Source organism: Stakelama marina, assembly GCF_018122655.1.
In the GTDB taxonomy this organism is placed as follows: domain Bacteria; phylum Pseudomonadota; class Alphaproteobacteria; order Sphingomonadales; family Sphingomonadaceae; genus Sphingomonas; species Sphingomonas marina.
Window position 1 is genome coordinate 801210 of sequence record NZ_JAGRQC010000001.1, and the last position, 18380, is coordinate 819589.

Consider the following 18380-nt stretch of genomic DNA (forward strand, 5'->3'; position numbering starts at 1 on the left):
ATTACGCGCGCCCAGCGCTAGCACGGGCGCACCAGCTTCGCGACAAAAAAGCCGTCGGTGGAATCCTTCGCCGGCGTCAGACGAACGCCCCCGCCGCGATCCGTGCCCGCCGGCAGTTCGGGCTTTTCCGCCGTCCAGTCGGGGTGGCGTTCCAGAAACGCCTCGACCTGCTTGGTGCCCTCATCGTCGAGCAACGAACACACGATATAGACCAGCGCACCACCGGGCTTCACAAGCTCCGCACCGACCTCGATCAGCCTTTCCTGCAGCGACACGAAATTCTCGATCCGTCCGGGCGTCAGCCGCCACCGCGCTTCGGGGTTGCGACGCCATGTCCCGGTTCCCGAACAGGGCGCATCGACCAGCACTATATCGGCCGCGGACGCGAGATCGGCGAGCTGATCGCGTTCCTCGCCCGGATTGAGCAACCGCGTCTCGGCGATCGAAACGCCTGCCCGATTGGCGCGTGGTTCGAGCTTGCGCAGCCGCCCACGGTCCGAATCGCTTGCTACGATACGCCCGCGATTGGCCATCAGCGCCGCCAGTGCGAGCGTCTTGCCACCGCCGCCGGCGCACAGGTCGACGACCGTCATCCCGGGAGCAGCGCCAGCCGCCAGCGAGACGATCTGGCTTCCGGCGTCCTGAATCTCGAACGCGCCCTTGCGGTACAGCGGATGCTTGTCGAGCATCGTGTCGGGCGGTAGCCGCAACCCCATCGGCGCGTGGTGGAGCCTCTCGGCATCCTCTAGCTCGCGTTCGACCTCTTCGATCGTCGCCCGGAGCGGATTGACGCGGATGTCGAGCGGCGCACGCGCCAGCAGCGAAGTCTGGTCCCACTCACCGATGTTCGATTCCTGCAACGGATCGGCCATCCAGGTGGGGGCGCGTCCCTCTTCGGCGGGTGTTTCCTCTGCGGCGATCGTCGACGGACCATAGCGTTCGGCGCCGAAATGTTCGAGCAGGTCGGGCCGCCGCCGGGCAAGCGCCAGCATAGCGGCACGGCCGTTTTCCGGACAGTCGCCGAGCAACCGCACCGCGTCATAGACCAGCGACCGGATCGCCCGGCGATCTTGCGATCCGGCGTAGCGACGGCTGGCGAAATAGCGTGCGATGATCGTATCGGCCGCCGCGCCCTGGTCGCGCGCGGCCTTGATGATCTTGTCGAGGATCTCGATCCCCGCCTGCGTCCGTGCGGCTGGCGTCATTCGGTCACCGGGTCGGGTAGTTCGGCGCCTCGCGGGTGATCGCCACGTCGTGGACATGGCTTTCGCGCAGCCCGGCATTGGTGATCCGCACGAAGCGGGCGCGTTCGCGAAGCTCGGCGAGCGTTTTCGAACCGGTATAGCCCATCGCCGCCTTCACGCCTCCGACGAGCTGGTGGATGACGTCGCGCGCGGCCCCCTTGAACGGCACCTGTCCCTCGATCCCTTCGGGAACGAGCTTGAGCTGATCCTTGATGTCCTGCTGGAAGTAGCGGTCGGCCGACCCCTTCGCCATCGCGCTGACGCTGCCCATGCCGCGATAGCTCTTGTACGCACGCCCCTGATACAGGAACGTCTCGCCCGGCGCCTCTTCGGTACCGGCGAGCAGTGACCCGATCATCACGGCGGAAGCACCCGCCGCCAGCGCCTTCGCGACGTCGCCCGAGGTGCGGATGCCGCCATCGGCGATCACCGGCACGTTCGACTGGCGCGCTTCCGCCGCCGCGTCGAGCACGGCGGTAAGCTGCGGCACACCGACGCCGGCAACGACGCGCGTCGTGCAGATCGACCCCGGCCCGATCCCCACCTTGATGCCGTCGGCACCAGCGTCGATCAGCGCGCGAGTGGCATCGGCCGTGGCGACATTGCCGGCAATGACCTGCACCGAATTGGACAGTTGCTTGACGCGCTCGACCGCCCTCGCGACCTCTCGATTATGACCGTGCGCGGTGTCGATGACGACCAGATCGACCTCGGCATCGACCAGGGCGGCGCTGCGGTCATAGCCCTTGTCGCCGACCGTGGTCGCGGCGGCAACGCACAGCCGGCCCGCCGCATCCTTCGTAGCGTTGGGGTATGTGACCGCCTTTTCGATGTCCTTGACGGTAATCAGGCCGACGCAGTGGTAATCGTCGTCGACGACGAGCAGTTTCTCGATCCGGCGCTGGTGCAGCATCCGGCGCGCCTCTTCCTGCGAAACCCCGGCGGAGACGGTGGCGAGATTTTCGCGCGTCATCAGCTCCGAAACGGGCTGGTTCGGGTTTTCGGCGAAGCGTACATCGCGGTTGGTCAGGATACCCACGAGCTTGCCGCCATGATCGGTGACCGGAATACCGCTGATCCGGTTCCGCTCCATCAGCGTCTGTGCGTCGGACAACGGACGATCGGCGGTGATGGTGATCGGATTGACGACCATCCCGGATTCGAACCGCTTGACCTGGCGAACCGCCGCGACCTGCTGTTCGACCGTCAGGTTGCGGTGGAGCACGCCGATGCCGCCGAGCTGCGCCATGACGATGGCCATGTCGGATTCGGTAACGGTGTCCATCGCCGACGACAGGATGGGAATGTTGAGCGAAAGGCCCTTGGTTACCCGTGTCCGCGTGTCCGCCTGGCTCGGCAACACCTCTGATTCCGCCGGATACAGCAAGACATCGTCGAAAGTGAGGCCGAGAGGGATTTCCATGGGGTCGCCAATTCCTGATCGCGTGGGGATAGTGGCGGCCCATGTAACCAAGGCTGGCGCGCTGCGCTAGTGGGTGTCGATACGATCGATCAGCGCCCGTGCCTGTCGCACATGCATCGCCTCGATCATCCGGTCGCGAAACCGCTCCGCGCCGTCCGAAGCGGCAGCGACGAGCGCCCTCGCCTCCTCCACCTCTTCGGGCGTCGGCGAAAAGGCGCGGCGCGCGACCGCAAGTTGCCCCGGATGGATCAGCGTCTTGCCGTCAAACCCGATCGCCCGGCCCTGAACGCACTCATGCTCAAGTCCCTCGACATCATCCAGCGCGTTGAAAACGCCGTCGAGCGCCCAGCACCCGCCCGCGCGCGCCGCGAGCACGATGGTCTGCAATGCAAGCGCAAGCCCGTCGCGCGGCGCCGCTGCCGGGATACGCAATTCGCTTCGCAAGTCGTTGGTGCCGGCGATCAGGCAGGTCACGCCGTCGAGCGCTGCGATCGCCGACGCATTCAGCACGCCTTTCGGTGTTTCGATCATTACCATCAACGGCTTGCCGACCGCAGCGGCAACCTTCTTCACGCCTTCCGCCTCCTCCGCCTTGGGCAATATCGCGAAATCGGCGGCGGAGTTGGCCACCGCCGCGATGTCCGCGCCATGCTCTGCGCTTTCCGCACCATTGACCCGGATGGCGAGCAGCTTTCCGTCAAAGCCGTCTTGCGCCGCCGCCACGGCGGCATCCCTCGCCGCCTCCTTCTGCGCGGCGGGCACGGCGTCTTCGAGGTCGAGCAGGATGATATCGGCTTCGAGCGTTCGCGCCTTGGCGATCGCGCGCGGGTTCGATGCGGGAAGAAAAAGCGCGGTTCTCGGCGCTATCGCGTGGACTGTGGTCATGGCTTCGCTATGGTAACAGGACAATCAGTGCTTTGGGGAGAGTCGGGATGGGCACGACGGCTGCAATTTTCTTTCTGGTGCTGCTGGCGCTCTTCTATCTGGCCGCCAGCGTCAAGATCGTGCGCCAGGGATATGAATATACGATCGAGCATTTCGGCCGCTTCACGACCGTCGCCCGGCCCGGCTTCAACTTCTACCCGGCGTTTCTTTACCGGGTCGGCCGCCGCGTCAACATGATGGAGCAGGTCGTCGATATTCCCGGTCAGGAAATCATCACCCGCGACAATGCGATGATCTCTACCGACGGCGTCGTGTTTTTCCAGGTGCTCGACCCCGCCAAGGCCGCTTATGAGGTCTCCGACCTTCAGAACGCGCTGATGAACCTCGCCACCACCAACCTGCGCACGGTGATGGGGTCGATGGACCTCGACGAAACGCTGTCGAAGCGCGACGAGATCAACGCGCGGCTGCTGTCGGTCGTCGATCATGCGACAACGCCGTGGGGCGTCAAGATCACGCGCGTCGAAATCAAGGACATTCGCCCGCCGCGCGACATCGTCGACGCCATGGCGCGACAGATGAAGGCGGAGCGCGAAAAGCGCGCCAACATCCTTGATGCCGAAGGTGATCGCGCGTCCGAAATCCTGCGCGCCGAAGGTCAGAAACAGGCCAAGATTCTTGAGGCCGAAGGACGGCGCGAGGCCGCCTATCGCGACGCCGAAGCCCGCGAGCGTTCCGCCGAGGCGGAGGCGAAAGCGACCAAATCGGTCAGCGAGGCGATCGAGGCGGGCTCGACACAGGCGATCAACTATTTCGTCGCGCAGAAATATGTCGAGGCGGTGGGCAAGTTCGCAACCTCGCCCAATGCCAAGACGATCCTGTTCCCGGTCGAGGCCACGCAACTGATCGGCACGCTTGGCGGCATCGGCGAGCTTGCCAAGGAAGCGCTCGACAAGACCGCTCCCATATCGCCCCCCGCGGCTCCACCCGCCCGTCGGCGCGGTCCGTTCGAGCAGCAGGGCGACTGAAGCGGTGGACTGGCTACCCGGCGCCGGTGCGCTATGGCTGATCGCGGCCGCACTGCTCGGTATCGCCGAGCTGCTGATACCGGGCGTATTTCTGGTCTTCGTCGCGCTTGCCGCCGGCATCACCGGCGTTCTCACCTTGCTCTTTCCCGAACTTGGCTTGCCCGGCCAGTTGATCAGCTTTGGCGCATGGTCGGTCGTCGCCGTACTGATCGGACGGCGCTGGTACGGCAATGACGACGGGCCAAGCGCCGACCCGCGTCTCAACGACCGTATCGCGCGGCTGATCGGTGAACATGTGACCGTCACCCACGCCATAGAGGGCGGATACGGCCGGGTTCGCGTGGGCGATGGCGAATGGCCGGCGCGCGGTCCCGATGTCCCGGTCGGCACGCGCGTTTGCGTTTCCGGGGCCAGCGAGGGCATCCTGATCGTCGAACCGATCAACGATACGCCACAGCTTCCCGAGTAAATTTCCAAAAATCCGGAGTATTTCATGCAGACCAACCGCCGCACCCTTCTTGCCGCCCTCGGGGCGGGGACCGCGCTTTCGGCCATGCCGTCGCGCCTGCTCGCTGCGGAGAGCGATCCGAACAAGGCGGCGGAAAAGATGCTGTCGGAAATGGCCGACGTGATGCTGATCGACTTTCCCGAACAGGCCACCGGACTCGGCATCGACACGGGTGCGCGCGCACCGCTCAAGGCCCGGCTGACCGACCGTTCTGCACTGGGCCAACAGCTCATTGCCGACCATCTGCGCCACAATGTCGAGCGGCTCGACACGATCGACATGGATGCGCTCGACAATGCGACGCGCACCGACGTGGCGGTGGCGCGGACCTCGTTCGATCTGGCGCTGAAGGGATTTTCCTTCCCTTATGGCGATGTCTCGGTCGGCAGCTACCGCAACTCGCCCTATGTCGTGATCCAGAATGTCGGCGCCTTCCTTGACGTGCCGCAATTCCTCGACAGCCAGCATACTGTCGAAGACAACGCCGATGCCGACGCCTATCTGTCGCGCCTCGAAGCCTATGCCGACGCACTCGATGGCGAGACGCAGCGCCTGAAGCACGACGCAGCGCAAGGCGTGATCGCGCCCGACTTCCTGCTCGACAAGGCGCTCAAGCAACTCGCCATCGCACGGTCGGGCGAGCCTGCGGACTGGACCATCGTCACATCGCTCGCCGACCGGACCAAGGATATGAAGGGCGATTACCGCGCCCGCGCCGCAACGATTGCGCGTGATCTGGTCGCGCCGGCGCTCGACCGCCAGATCGCCGAACTGAAGTCGCACCGCACCCGGGCGAACCACAATGCCGGCGTATGGGATTTGCCCGACGGCGACGCATACTATGCCTGGGCGCTTCAGGCGGGTACGACGACGACGCTGTCGCCGGACGAAGTTCACCAGATGGGCCTCGACCAGCTTGCCGATCTGCAATCGCAGATGGACGTGATTCTGAAGCAGGAAGGCTATACCCGCGGAAGCGTGGGCGAGCGGATGACCGCGCTGGGCAAGGACCCCAAATATCTCTTCCCCGACAATGACCAGGGTCGCGCCGAAATCATTGCGCTGTTGCAGAAATCGATCGACGATATGCGCGCGAAGATGCCGCGCGCCTTCCATACGCTGGTGCCCGGCAATGCCGAGGTGAAGCGCATGGCGCCCGAAGTCGAACCCGGCGCGCCCGGCGCCTATGGCGGGCCGGGCACGATCGACGGCAAGGTTCCGGGACGGCTGTGGATCAATCTGCGCACGACCAAGATCTGGCCGAAATATTCGCTGCCCGACCTTGCCTATCACGAAACGATTCCGGGCCATGTCTGGCAGGGCGAATATACGTTCAAGCTGCCCCGGATCCGCTCGCTCATCGCGTTCAACGCCTATTCCGAAGGCTGGGCGCTATATGCCGAACAGCTTGCCGATGAACTGGGCGCCTATGACGACAATCCGCTCGGGCGGCTCGGCTATCTGCAAAGTCTGGCGTTCCGCGCCTGCCGCCTCGTCGTCGATACCGGGCTGCATGCAAAGCGCTGGACGCGACAGCATGCGATCGACTGGTTCGCCACCGCCAACGGTTCGACGGTCGATGAGGTGTCGGGCGAAGTCGACCGCTATTGTTCGTGGCCCGGTCAGGCCTGCGGGTACAAGGTCGGTCACACGACCATCAACCGCTTGCGCGACCGCACGAAGCAGGCGCTGGGCAGCAAGTTCGATTTCAAGGGCTTCAACGATGTCGTCGTTACCGGCGGCGGTGTGCCGATGAATGTGCTCGAGCAGAATATCGAACATTATATCGCCCAGCACACCGCATAGCCGGCAAATGGCGAGGATCAGGCGTCGGCGTCCTGCGGGTCGCCGGGGTCGTCCTCACCCATATCGCTGACATCGCCGAGGCCGCTGCGCTCCGAATGACCGTTGCGCCGCGCCTGGCGCGTGCCGCGTTCTTCCTCGATACTGCGGCCGGGCTCCAGACGCGTGCGGTTGCGCGGCAACGCCTCCGGCATCTCGTCGCGGATAAAGGCGAGCATCGCCTCGCGAATGTCGCAGCGCAGATCGAAGGCGGTCGGTGCATCCTTGGCCGTGGCCAGCACCCGAACTTCTATCGCTTCGGGCTTGGTGTCGGTGACCTGCATCACGAAACCGCGCCCGTCCCAGCGCGAGTTGGACTTGACGATTTCCTCATATTTGGTGCGCAGGCGTGAAATGTCTGCGGTTGGATCGAGATAGAAAAAGGCCGAACCGAGCAGACTGCTCGTCTTGCGCGTCCAATTCTGAAAGGATTCGTCCAGAAACTTGCTGACCGGCACGACCAGCCGCCGCTCGTCCCAGATCGCGACCACGACATAGGTCAGATGGATCGCTTCGATCTTTCCCCATTCCCCGTCGATAATCACGACATCGTCGAGCCGGATCGGCTCGGTGAATGCCATCTGGATACCCGCGATCAGGTTCTTGAGTGCAGGCTGCGCGGCTGCGCCCACGGCAAGCGCGGCGAGCCCTGCCGAGGCCATCAGCGTGACACCGACGCTCCGGACGCTGGGAATGCTCAGCAGCATCACGCAGATCGTGACGAATCCGATCGTCAGGATCGCAATGCGCGTAAGGATCGCGGAACGGGTCCGCCGCCGTCGCGCGCGCAAATTATCGGCGACCGACATATCCGATTCGATTTCGACGATCTTCGCCAGCGCGCGCACGATGACGATCGCAAGCCACCCGACGAGCAACGGAACGATCAGCCCGGCCGCCTGTGCCCAGATCGCGTTCAGCTTGTCCGAAAGGTGCAGCGCGTCACGGATAAACGCCAGAGCGACAGCGATCATGATCCAGCGCAGCGGACGCGCTGCCAGCCGGATGATGACCTGATCGTGCTCGCCCGCCGTGCTCCGCGCGATCCGACGCAGGATCTTCATCACGATGACATGGAGAATTATCGCGACCAGCCCTGCGAGCAGGACCATCGCGACATCCATGACGAGGATCGGCACTTTCCAGCCGCCGATGATAAGGTCCGTCATGCCCTAACAAAGACGGCCGGCGGAAACAGTTCCACCGGCCGCCAAAAAATTGCTGCGTCGCAGCAATGCCGGTCAGGCCGTCTCGCGCTGACGGGGACCGGCGTCGACCACCTCGGCATCGACCGCATCGGCAAACTGGCGGAAATTCTCCACGAACAGCTCAACCAGCTTTAGCGCGGTCGCGTCATATTCCGCCTCGTCGTCCCAGGTCCCGCGCGGATCGAGAATTGCGGTATCGACGCCCGGCACGCTGACCGGCACGTCGAATCCGAAATTGGGGTCGGTGCGGAATTCGGCATCGTTCAGGCTTCCATCGAGCGCCGCATTCAGAAGCGCGCGCGTCGCCTTGATCGGCATACGGCTGCCCACGCCATATTTCCCGCCGGTCCAGCCGGTGTTGACGAGCCAGCAATTGACCCCGCCCCTGGCGATCCGCTCCTTCAGCAGATTGCCATAAACCGAGGGGTGCCGCGGCATGAACGGCGCCCCGAAACAGGTCGAAAACGTCGCTTCCGGCTCGGTGACGCCGATCTCGGTGCCCGCCACCTTTGCGGTATACCCGGACAGGAAGTGATACATCGCCTGTTCGGGCGTCAGCCGCGCGATGGGTGGCAACACGCCGAACGCATCGGCCGTCAGCATGACGACATTATGCGGAACCGGCCCCATATTCTCGTCGGAAGCATTGGGGATGAAATCGATCGGGTACGCGCCGCGCGTATTTTCGGCGAGGCTGTTGTCGTCGAGATCGAGCTCGCGCGTCGTATCGTCCATCACGACATTTTCCAGGACCGTGCCGAAGCGCCGCGTAGTTGCGAAAATCTCTGGCTCCGCCTCTTCGGAAAGCCGGATCATCTTGGCGTAGCAGCCGCCTTCGAAATTGAAGACCGCGCTGTCCGACCAGCCATGTTCGTCATCGCCGATCAGCGTGCGCGAGGCATCGGCCGACAAGGTCGTCTTGCCGGTGCCCGACAGGCCGAAAAAGACCGCTGTGTCGCCCCTGGGGCCGATATTGGCCGAACAGTGCATCGGCATGACGCCCTTTGCCGGCAGCAGATAGTTGAGCACGCCGAACACCGACTTTTTCATCTCACCGGCATATTCGGTACCGCCGATCAGGATCAGCTTTTCGCTGATATTGACGGCGATCACCGTTTCGGAGCGGCAGCCATGGCGCTCAGGATCTGCGCGAAAGCTCGGCAGGTCGATGATCGTATATTCGGGGTCGAAGCTCGCGAGTTCTGCGGCGTCGGGCCGAACCAGCATCGTGCGGATGAACAGGCTGTGCCAGGCGAGCTCGTTGATGACGTGGACATTGACGCGGTGGGCGGGCTGCGACCCGCCGTACAGATCCTGCACGAACAAGGCGTCCTTATCCTCCAGCGCAGCGAGGAAATCGGCCTTCAGATTGGCAAAGGCTTCCGGCGACATCGGCTTGTTGATCTTGCCCCACCAAACCGACGATTCCGTTTCGGCGTCGCGGACCATGAACTTGTCCTGCGCCGAACGACCGGTGTGCTTGCCGGTCGAAACGACCAGCGGACCGTCCTTGGCGAGCTTTCCCTCGCCGCGCGCAAGCGATTGTTCGACCAGTTGCGGCGTATTCAAATTCCGGAAAATGGCGGCTCGTGTCTCGACGCCCATGGCACCGAGGGCCGAGCCCGACTTCGGCTCTGTCAACTCTGTTCTCCCCACGCGACCTTTTTTGCGGTGCGCATTTTTTCTGTGGTTTGTCATTTGCGCATAAGACGCGCTCAAAGTCGCGTCAAACCGCCAAAAATTGTCCATCGTTGTCTTTAATCGGCACCTATTTGCCGCGCGATGTGGCGAGGTGGTTGAGCCTCGCGTTGCTTTCGACTAGTTGGCGGAAACACCGGAACAACGCGGGTACGCCGATGACCGACACCATCGCCCTCGTCGATGACGACCGCAACATCCTGACTTCGGTTTCCATCGCGCTTCAGGCGGAAGGATTTCTCACCCGCGTCTATTCGGATGGAGAGGCGGCGTTGAAGGCGCTGGTCGAAAACCCGCCAGACCTCGCGGTCCTCGACATCAAGATGCCGAAGCTGGACGGTCTCGAGTTGCTTCGCCGTTTGCGGGAAAAAAGCACGATTCCGGTAATTTTCCTGACGTCGAAGGACGATGAGCTCGACGAGGCGCTCGGGCTCGCGATGGGTGCCGACGACTATATATCCAAACCCTTTTCGCAGCGGTTGCTGATTGCCCGCATACGCGCGATCCTGCGGCGGACCGAACAGGCGCAGCCCGACGGCCAGGATGGCGATGAGGCTGCTGCTCCGCCGCTCGAGCGCGGCCCGCTGACGATGGACCCCGCGCGCCACCGCGTCACCTGGAAGGGTGAGAATGTGACGCTGACCGTCACCGAGTTCCTGATTTTGGAAACGCTTGCCCAGCGGCCGGGCATCGTGAAGACGCGCAACCAGTTGATGGACGCCGCCTATCAGGACGATATCTATGTCGACGACCGCACGATCGACAGTCATATCAAGCGGATTCGGCGCAAGTTCCGGCAGGGCGATCCGGAATTCGACGCGATAGAAACGCTGTACGGGGCGGGTTATCGCTTCTCGGAGGAATGAGGAAAGCGAGCTTTCGCTGCGCTGGTCGGGCCGTGTCTCGCTCACGCCGCGAATCCTTGCCGTAAACATCTTCGCGCTGGCGCTGCTGGCCGGCGGATTCTTCTATCTCGACTCCTATCGCACGCGGTTGCTCGACAACCGGGTCGCGCAGTCGGGACGCGAGGTCCAGCTCATCTCGCAGGCGTTGCAGACCGTGCCGCCGGATGCCCGCCGCCCGCTGATCCTCCGGCTGGCGCTGAGCACCGGCACGCGCATCCGGGTCTATGGGCATGACGGCGCGCTCGTCGCCGACAGTCTGGCGATGGGGGTGCGCAATTTCGCGCTACGCGATCCGGCGAACGAAACCTGGCAGGAGCAATCGGCGCGGCTTCTCGACGAGGTATTCGATACCGTCGCCAACGCCTCCATCGCGCCGGATTATCCCCGCACCTCCCCGAAAAACGGACTTGCCTGGCCCGATGTCCGCACCGCGCGAACGACCCGCGGAGCGCCCGCAACGGTGTGGCGCGCGCCCGACCGGACGCCGGTCATCACCGCCGCGGCATCGATCGGCGGCGACGGCGTGGTGATGACGACCGTGAACGCGCGCGACGTGACACAGACCGTGCGGCTCGAACGATTCCGGCTCGGCATCGTGCTCCTGATCGTGACCTTGGTATCGATCCTGCTTTCGCTGTTCCTTGCGCGCACCATCGTCCGCCCGATGCGGCGCCTTGCCCGCGCAGCGGTTCGGGTGCGGCTGGGCCGTGCGCGCGAGGTCGTGGTGCCCCGCCTGCCCTCGCGCCGCGACGAAATCGGCATGCTTGCCCGGGCGCTGTCGGACATGAGCCAGGCGTTGCGCGCCCGCATCGACGCGACAGAAGCCTTTGCCGCCGATGTGACGCACGAACTCAAGAACCCCCTCGCGTCGCTGCGATCGGCGATCGATGCGCTCGCAAATGTCCACGATCCGCAATTGCAGGAACGCCTCCTCACCATCGTGCGCGACGACATTCACCGGCTGGACCGGCTGATCGGTGACATTTCCGACGCATCGCGGATCGACGCACAGCTCAGCCGAGCTGCTTTCGAGCCGGTCAATATCGGCATGATGATCGACGCCCTGCTCGCCCAGCGTAGCGAGCGCGGCATCGAACGCGGCGTCCGCGTGCAATTCGACCGTCAGGCAAGCGGGCCGATCGTCGTCATGGGCGAAGGTGCGCGGCTGGAACGCGTGTTCGAAAACCTGGTCGACAATGCAATTTCATTTTCGCCGGATGGTGGTCTGGTCGTGATTTCGGCCGATCAGGAGGGCGATACCATCGTCGTGCGCGTCGAGGACGAAGGTCCGGGCGTTCCCGAGGAAGCGCGAGAGGCGGTGTTTCGCCGCTTTCACTCGGTCCGGCCGGAAAGCGAAGAATTCGGCAAACATTCGGGGTTAGGACTGGCCATTGCCCGGACGATTGTCGAAGGGCATCAAGGAACGATCGCGGTCGAATCGAGGGAAGACCGGATCGGGGGCGCGCGGTTCGTGGTCAGGTTGCCTGCCACGGGCGCGCATTGAAGACGGAGCATTGATGGCCGAACTGTCGTCCGAAACCTTGCACGCCAGCTGCGTCGCGATCGACGGCCGGGCCGTGCTGATCGAGGGCCGCTCGGGCAGTGGAAAGTCCGATCTGGCGCTGCGCCTCATCGATCGCGGCGCGGTGCTGGTCAGCGACGATTATACGCTTGTTACGCGGAGCGGTCAGGCGCTGAACGCCAGTGCCCCCGAACGCATCACCGGCAAGATCGAAGTACGCGGCGTCGGCGTCGTCGAAATGACCGCGCAGACCGACGTCCCGGTTGCCCTGATGCTGACGATCGAGGATCGGCCCGACCGGCTGCCCGAACCCGGTTCGGGGCGACGGATCGCCGGCGTCGCCATTCCCGTTCACCCGATCGCCGCGCTCGAAGCGTCGGCTCCGATCAAGGCCGAACTCATTCTTTCCAAGATTATCGAAGACGCCGGCTGACCATGGCCGATCCCAAGGAAATCCTGCTCGTCACCGGCATGTCTGGGGCCGGGAAATCGACCGTCCTCAAGACGTTGGAGGACATTGGGTGGGAAGTCGTCGATCAATTGCCGCTATTGCTGCTCGACCGGCTGCTCGGAACATCCAACCCGGAAGGGACCGACTGGAACCACCGCCCGCTCGCGCTGGGGATCGGTACGCGAACGCGAGGTTTCGACCCCACCGACATCGTCCGCCGCATGAAGAAGCTGCGCGAGGTGCATGGACACGATATCGGCGTGCTGTTTCTCGATTGCGGCGGCGCCGAACTCGAACGTCGCTATTCGGAAACGCGCAGACGCCATCCGCTTGCCGCCGATCGTCCCGCCAGCGACGGAATTATCCGCGAGCGCGAGCTGCTTGCGCCGCTGCGCCGCTGGGCCAACCGGCTGATCGATACCACCAACCTTTCGACGAACGATCTGGCACAGCGCATCCGCAATAGCTTCGCGACCGAGAGCCTTGGCAGTCCTACGCTTTCGGTCATGTCGTTCGGTTTCGCGCGCGGGCTGCCGAACAATGCCGATCTCGTGTTCGACATGCGCTTCCTGCGTAATCCGCACTGGGTCCCCGAACTCAGGCCAGGCACGGGCCAGGACCCCGAAGTCGCCGCCTATATCGCCGAGGACCCTGCCTATGGCGAGGCCGTAGGTCGGATAGAGGAGCTGTTGCTGACGCTTTTGCCCCGCTACCGTGCGGAGGGAAAATCCTATGTCACGGTCGCCTTCGGCTGTACCGGAGGGAGACATCGGTCGGTCCATGTCGCCGAACGCGTCGCGGCACGGTTGCGCGACGCGGGATTTTCGCCCACGGTGGGACATCGCGATCTGGGCACGGCGCCCCAGGACTCGCTCGAAGGCACGCCAGCCGAACGTTGAAACGCACGGGAAGCATATTCGCATGATCGGGTTGGTATTGGTGACACACGGCCGTCTGGCCGAAGAATTCGTCACTGCCATGGAGCATGTTGTCGGCAAGCAGGAAAAGATCGTACCGATCTGCATCGGCCCCGAAGACGATATGGAGGAACGCCGCAGCGACATCGCCAGGGCGATCGAGTCCGTTGATGAAGGGACCGGCGTGATCCTGCTGACCGATCTGTTCGGAGGAACTCCGTCGAACCTCGCGATCTCGCTGATGTCGCCGGGCAAGATAGAGGTGATCGCCGGCATCAACCTGCCGATGCTCATTCGCCTGGGCGGTGCGCGAAAGAAGATGAAGGTGGCAGATGCCGTTGCCGCCGCGCGCGATGCGGGCCGCAAATATATCTCCGTCGCATCCGAAGTGCTTGGCGAGGCCGCTGCGTGAGCGAAGCGAGCCGCACTGTCGAGATCGTCAACCGCCGCGGGCTTCATGCACGCGCCAGCGCGAAGTTCGTGACCATCGCATCGGCCCAGTCGGTCGAGATTACCGTCGAAAAGGACGGATCGTCGGTGACCGGCACTTCGATCATGGGCCTGATGATGCTTGGTGCGGCAAAGGGCGATTCGATCACGATCAAGGCTCGCGGCGAAGGCGCCGACACCGCCGTCGAAGAACTCGCCGCCCTCGTCGCGGGGCGCTTCGGCGAAGACTGAACACCGGTCCGTAATGCCCAGGGAAATAACCGCTTTTTCCAACCCGCTCATTAAGCGGATGCGCCGGCTGCGCGACAAGCGCCATCGCCGCACCGAAGCGTTGTTCCTCGCCGAAGGCCTGCGCATTCTGACCGAAGCGCGAGAGGCCGGCCACCTTCCGCAATATCTGTTCTTCACCGCCGGCTCTGCCGACCATATGCTGGTCGAAGCGCTCGTCGCGGCGACCGAGGCGGCGGGCGGAGACGCCATCCAAACCAATGCCGATATCCTGTCCAAGCTCTCGGGCAAGGATAATCCGGGTGCGGTGGTCGGCATTTACCAGGAACTCCCGACCGGACTGCCCCGGCTCGACCGCGGCGCGGCGGATATCTGGCTGGTGGCCGAACGACTTCGCGACCCCGGCAATCTCGGCACCATTCTCAGGACCGCCGATGCCGTCGGCGCAGGCGGCCTGATCCTTGTCGACGACTGCGCCGATCCGTTCTCGGTAGAGGCCGTCCGCGCAAGCATGGGCGCGCTTTTCACGGTACCGATCGCGCGAGCGTCGCGAGACGAGTTCATCGCATGGCTTCGCCAGGGGCCGGGTCAGCTTGTCGGGCTCAGCCTCGACACCGACCATGATTATCGCGATCCGGCCTATACCGCGCCGGTGTTCCTGCTCACCGGAAACGAGGCACAGGGCATGCCGCAGGAATTTGCCGATGAATGCGACCTGCTCGTGAAGATTCCGATGCATGGCAAGGCGGACAGCCTGAATGCGGCGATCGCGACGGCCGTGATGGCCTATACCGTGCTCGACCGCCTGCCGCGGCGTTAGGCTGGCCGATATTCTATTCCAGTGATAGGCTCGTGTCGCTGGTGGCACGGAGAGAGGCGTTGCCCATACGAAGGACGATGGCGGTATTGGCGCTCGCTATTCTGACTGGTTGCGCGGCCAGCAATGCTCAGCCTTCCCGGTCGCCAGGCCAGGCGCGACCTCCCAAGGCGTCAGCCAGTCCCGCACCCAATGTCGACATCTCCGACACCAATTGGCGGATCGTTTCCATCGACGGCAAGAATGCTACCGGGGCCAGGCAACCGACGATGATGTTCGCCGGGGGGTGGATCAGCGGCAATGCTGGCTGCAACAGCTATTCGGGTCCCTATTCGCTGGATGGCGACAGCTTGAGCGTAGGACCGCTCATGTCGAGCAAGAAGGCGTGCGTCGGGGGCGGAATGGACACCGAGCTGACGCTGTTTCCAGCGCTGCTCGGCACATTGGTTGTCGACCGCATTTCGGCCGAGCAACTCACGCTTACCGGTAGCGGTCATCAAATTACATTGCGGCGCGCTGATTGAGGGCTATTCGGCGGCCTCCGCGTCATCGCTCGGCGCAGGTGCCGGAAGCTCTCCCACGGGTGCCCGTGCGACCGCATCGACCGGCTCGATCTCTTCGATCTCCTTGTTGCCGACATCGACGTTGAGCTCGCGGAAACGGCGTGCCGACACGAGCACGCGGCCGTCGAAGCTCGCGATGAACTTGTTGTAATTCTCGACCGCGCTGTTCAGGCCGCCGCCGACGCGCTTCAGGTGGCTCGCCGCGGTCGCCAGCCGGTCATGCAGTTCCTTGCCGAGTGCATCGACCTTGCGCGCATCCTCGACGAGCTTTTCCTGGCGCCAGATATTCGCGACCGTCTTGGCAATGGCGACGAGATTGGTCGGCGTCGCGAGCAGAACGCGCCGCTCGATCGCCCATTCCCACAGTTCCGGGTCCTGTTCGAGCGCGGCGAAGAGGAACTGTTCACCGGGAATATACATGACGACATAATCGGCCGAGTCGCCGAATTCCGACCAATAAGCCTTCGAACCGAGCTGCTGCGCATGGGTGCGAATCGCCGACGCGTGCGACCGCAGCGCACTCGCGCGGCCCGCATCGTCGACCGCGTCCGCCGCGTCGAGATAGGCGTTGAGCGAGCATTTGGCGTCGACGATAAGCTGCCGTCCGCCCGGCAGGCGAACGACGACATCTGGACGAAGCCGCCCCTCGGCACCATCGACCGAAACTTCGGACTGGAAATCGGCAAAGGGCGACAATCCCGCCTGCTCGAGCACGTTGCGCAGCGACTGTTCGCCCCAACGACCGCGTGCCTTGGGGCTGGCACGCAACACATTGACGAGCCGCGCCGCCTCTTCCTTCACCTGTGTCTGACCCGCGCGAACCAGTTCGACCGCTTCGCGCAGCCCGGCATAGCTGTCGACGCGTTCCTTTTCGACGCGCTGCAGCCCTTCTTCATAGCGTTTGAGAACATCCTGAACCGGCGAGAGCAGTGCCTTCAGCTTGGCCTCATTGGCCTTACCCTCTTCAGTGAACCGATCGCTGGCACGCGACAAAAAGCTCTTCTGCGCCTCGCCGAGCAGATTGTTGGCGACCTCGCGGAATTGCCCGGCCATCGCCTCGCGCGCTCCGACGAATTCCTTGAGCCGTTCATCCTCGGCCTCGAGCCGTGTCCTGAGCTTGGTCGATTCGATCCGCGCCGCATCGCGCTCCTCGCGAAACCGCTCGGCAGCATTTCGCAGCTCACCTGCTTCGGCCGCCTGCTCCTGCGCCCGAGCGAGATCGGCGATCGCCGCCTTGAACTCTTCCGCGCGGGCATCTCGCTCGGCCCGCGCCTGGGCGGTTCCCCGGCTGCCGAGAAACCAGCCGATGAGCACCCCGAGCACGATCGCAACCAGGATCAGAACAACAGCAACCGAGTCCACATCACCTCCCCAAAGGAACAGAATGCGAACTTACCGGTCGGAGTGCGCTCCCGCAACCGCGAAATGAGCAAGAACACGGCTTATCCGCGGCCATGCAACGGATAACGCCAGCCCGATAATTTCAAATGATCATTTGTTTGGGCGCAGCCCGTTCAGGCTGCGGCCTTGCGCATCTTGGCGAGCTTCTTGAGCACCATGTCGCGCTTCAGCCGCGACAGATGGTCGGTGAAAACCACGCCGTTCAGATGGTCTATTTCATGCTGCAGGCACGTCGCCATCAACCCGTCTAGCTCCGCCTCATGCGTCTCGCCATGTTCGTCCTGCCAGCGCGCCTTGCACCGCGCAGGCCGTTCGACATCGGCAAATTGCTCGGGGATCGAGAGGCAGCCTTCCTTGTACGTCGACACCTCGTCGGAAGTTTCGAGAATTTCGGGATTCACGAAGACTTGCGGGTCCTTGATCGGCTTGCCGTCCTCATCCTCTTCCTCCTGAAGATCAATGACGAGCAAGCGCTTTTCCTCGCCGACCTGAATCGCGGCGAGGCCGATGCCCGGCGCATCGTACATCGTCTCGAACATATCGGCGACCAGCGTGCGCAGCGCATCGTCGAACGTCTCGACGGGCTTCGACACGACGCGGAGCCGCGGGTCCGGCACCTCCAGAATGGGCATCACAGTCATGGTTGTTAGCTAAGAATTGCGCTCGTTTTCGTCAAGCGACCGGACGCCGCGCGCGCAGCGCCTGGGCAAGCGTGCCTTCATCGAGATAATCGAGCTCTCCGCCCACCGGCAGGCCGTGCGCCAATTGCGTCACGCGTACCGGAAACGCCTCGATCCGCTCGGCGATATAGTGCGAGGTCGTCTGCCCCTCGAGCGTTGCGTTCATCGCCAGCACGATCTCGTCGATCCCGCCGGCTTCGATCCGGCGAAGCAGCGCGTCTATCGTCAGGTCCTCGGGCCGCACGCCGTCGAGCGCGGACAATCGCCCGCCCAGGACATGAAACCGACCCGGAAACAGGCGCGAGCGATCGAGCGCCCACAGGTCCGCCACCTCCTCGACCACGCAGATCGAACGCGAATCGCGGCGCGTGTCCGAACAGATACCGCACGGATCGGTGGTATCGACATTGCCGCAGATCGAGCATGTCGCCAGTTTTTCGGCCACCGCCTCGAGTGCGCGGAGCAGCGGGTCGAGGGCGGTTTCGCGCCGCTTGACGAGGTGCAGGACCGCCCGTCGCGCCGAGCGTGGCCCAAGACCGGGAAGCCTGCTGAGCGCCTGGGTTAGCGTATCGATCTCGGGAGAAGCCATGGTGACAGCTAGATAAGGGGT

19 protein-coding genes are annotated in these 18380 nt (G+C 63.8%); 11 read left to right on the forward strand and 8 right to left on the reverse strand.

Going from position 1 to position 18380, the window contains the following annotated elements; genetic code table 11:
• Positions 1-17: 17 nt before the first annotated feature.
• From J7S20_RS03810 to J7S20_RS03820, 3 genes are all read right to left on the reverse strand, one after another.
• Entirely contained in the window at positions 18-1205 is a 1188-nt protein-coding gene (locus tag J7S20_RS03810; protein WP_284052896.1) for an RsmB/NOP family class I SAM-dependent RNA methyltransferase, read from the reverse strand.
• Between the two features lie 4 nt (positions 1206-1209).
• Complete coding sequence (guaB, locus tag J7S20_RS03815; RefSeq protein ID WP_284052897.1) at positions 1210-2667, reverse strand: IMP dehydrogenase; 1458 nt, start codon at positions 2665-2667, stop codon at positions 1210-1212.
• Positions 2668-2733: 66 nt separating this feature from the next.
• A complete protein-coding gene (locus tag J7S20_RS03820; protein WP_284052898.1) occupies positions 2734-3552 on the reverse strand; it encodes an HpcH/HpaI aldolase/citrate lyase family protein in 819 nt (272 codons plus the stop codon).
• A 47-nt stretch (positions 3553-3599) separates the two neighbouring features.
• On the opposite strand from J7S20_RS03820, the gene J7S20_RS03825 reads away from it, so the two are divergent.
• Genes J7S20_RS03825 through J7S20_RS03835 form a run of 3 tightly spaced genes read left to right on the forward strand, consistent with a single transcriptional unit; the run spans position 3600 to position 6894 of the window.
• A complete protein-coding gene (locus J7S20_RS03825) occupies positions 3600-4580 on the forward strand; it encodes an SPFH domain-containing protein (RefSeq protein WP_284052899.1) in 981 nt (326 codons plus the stop codon).
• A gap of 4 nt (positions 4581-4584) precedes the next feature.
• Positions 4585-5049 (forward strand): NfeD family protein, encoded by a 465-nt coding sequence (locus J7S20_RS03830; protein WP_284052900.1) that lies wholly within the window; start codon positions 4585-4587, stop codon positions 5047-5049.
• Positions 5050-5073: 24 nt separating this feature from the next.
• Positions 5074-6894 carry a DUF885 domain-containing protein gene (locus tag J7S20_RS03835; RefSeq protein WP_284052901.1) on the forward strand — a complete coding sequence of 607 codons (1821 nt, stop codon included), beginning with the start codon at positions 5074-5076 and terminating at the stop codon, positions 6892-6894.
• Between the two features lie 17 nt (positions 6895-6911).
• Here J7S20_RS03835 and J7S20_RS03840 read toward each other — a convergent pair whose 3' ends face one another.
• Together J7S20_RS03840 and J7S20_RS03845 are read right to left on the reverse strand one after the other, a co-directional pair.
• A complete protein-coding gene (locus tag J7S20_RS03840; RefSeq protein ID WP_284052902.1) occupies positions 6912-8099 on the reverse strand; it encodes a mechanosensitive ion channel family protein in 1188 nt (395 codons plus the stop codon).
• Between the two features lie 72 nt (positions 8100-8171).
• On the reverse strand, positions 8172-9836 hold the full coding sequence (locus J7S20_RS03845; protein WP_430980897.1) for a phosphoenolpyruvate carboxykinase: 1665 nt from the start codon (positions 9834-9836) through the stop codon (positions 8172-8174).
• Positions 9837-9994: 158 nt separating this feature from the next.
• On the opposite strand from J7S20_RS03845, the gene J7S20_RS03850 reads away from it, so the two are divergent.
• From J7S20_RS03850 to J7S20_RS03885, 8 genes are all read left to right on the forward strand, one after another.
• A complete protein-coding gene (locus tag J7S20_RS03850; protein WP_284052904.1) occupies positions 9995-10702 on the forward strand; it encodes a response regulator transcription factor in 708 nt (235 codons plus the stop codon).
• Positions 10683-12245, forward strand: a complete 1563-nt coding sequence (locus J7S20_RS03855) for a sensor histidine kinase (protein WP_284053393.1) — start codon at positions 10683-10685, stop codon at positions 12243-12245. The genes J7S20_RS03850 and J7S20_RS03855 overlap by 20 nt, the downstream gene beginning before the upstream one ends.
• 10 nt (positions 12246-12255) lie before the next feature.
• The gene (locus tag J7S20_RS03860) at positions 12256-12696 is read left to right on the forward strand and encodes an HPr kinase/phosphorylase (protein WP_284052905.1); all 441 of its coding nucleotides are present in this window, start codon (positions 12256-12258) and stop codon (positions 12694-12696) included.
• 2 nt (positions 12697-12698) lie between these two features.
• The gene (gene rapZ / locus J7S20_RS03865; protein ID WP_284052906.1) at positions 12699-13613 is read left to right on the forward strand and encodes an RNase adapter RapZ; all 915 of its coding nucleotides are present in this window, start codon (positions 12699-12701) and stop codon (positions 13611-13613) included.
• Positions 13614-13635: 22 nt separating this feature from the next.
• Complete coding sequence (locus J7S20_RS03870) at positions 13636-14043, forward strand: PTS sugar transporter subunit IIA (RefSeq protein ID WP_284052907.1); 408 nt, start codon at positions 13636-13638, stop codon at positions 14041-14043.
• Positions 14040-14312, forward strand: a complete 273-nt coding sequence (locus J7S20_RS03875; protein WP_284052908.1) for an HPr family phosphocarrier protein — start codon at positions 14040-14042, stop codon at positions 14310-14312. The genes J7S20_RS03870 and J7S20_RS03875 overlap by 4 nt, the downstream gene beginning before the upstream one ends.
• A gap of 13 nt (positions 14313-14325) precedes the next feature.
• The gene (locus J7S20_RS03880; protein WP_284052909.1) at positions 14326-15129 is read left to right on the forward strand and encodes a TrmH family RNA methyltransferase; all 804 of its coding nucleotides are present in this window, start codon (positions 14326-14328) and stop codon (positions 15127-15129) included.
• Positions 15130-15206: 77 nt separating this feature from the next.
• Entirely contained in the window at positions 15207-15650 is a 444-nt protein-coding gene (locus J7S20_RS03885) for an META domain-containing protein (protein ID WP_284052910.1), read from the forward strand.
• A gap of 3 nt (positions 15651-15653) precedes the next feature.
• On the opposite strand, the gene J7S20_RS03890 is transcribed toward J7S20_RS03885, so the two are convergent.
• The 3 genes from J7S20_RS03890 to recR all read right to left on the reverse strand — a co-directional run bounded on the left by J7S20_RS03890 (position 15654) and on the right by recR (position 18359).
• Positions 15654-17051 (reverse strand): DNA recombination protein RmuC, encoded by a 1398-nt coding sequence (locus J7S20_RS03890; protein WP_284052911.1) that lies wholly within the window; start codon positions 17049-17051, stop codon positions 15654-15656.
• A gap of 152 nt (positions 17052-17203) precedes the next feature.
• On the reverse strand, positions 17204-17731 hold the full coding sequence (gene def, locus J7S20_RS03895) for a peptide deformylase (RefSeq protein ID WP_284052912.1): 528 nt from the start codon (positions 17729-17731) through the stop codon (positions 17204-17206).
• 31 nt (positions 17732-17762) lie between these two features.
• Positions 17763-18359, reverse strand: a complete 597-nt coding sequence (gene recR, locus J7S20_RS03900; RefSeq protein WP_284052913.1) for a recombination mediator RecR — start codon at positions 18357-18359, stop codon at positions 17763-17765.
• Between the last annotated feature and the right edge of the window lie 21 nt (positions 18360-18380).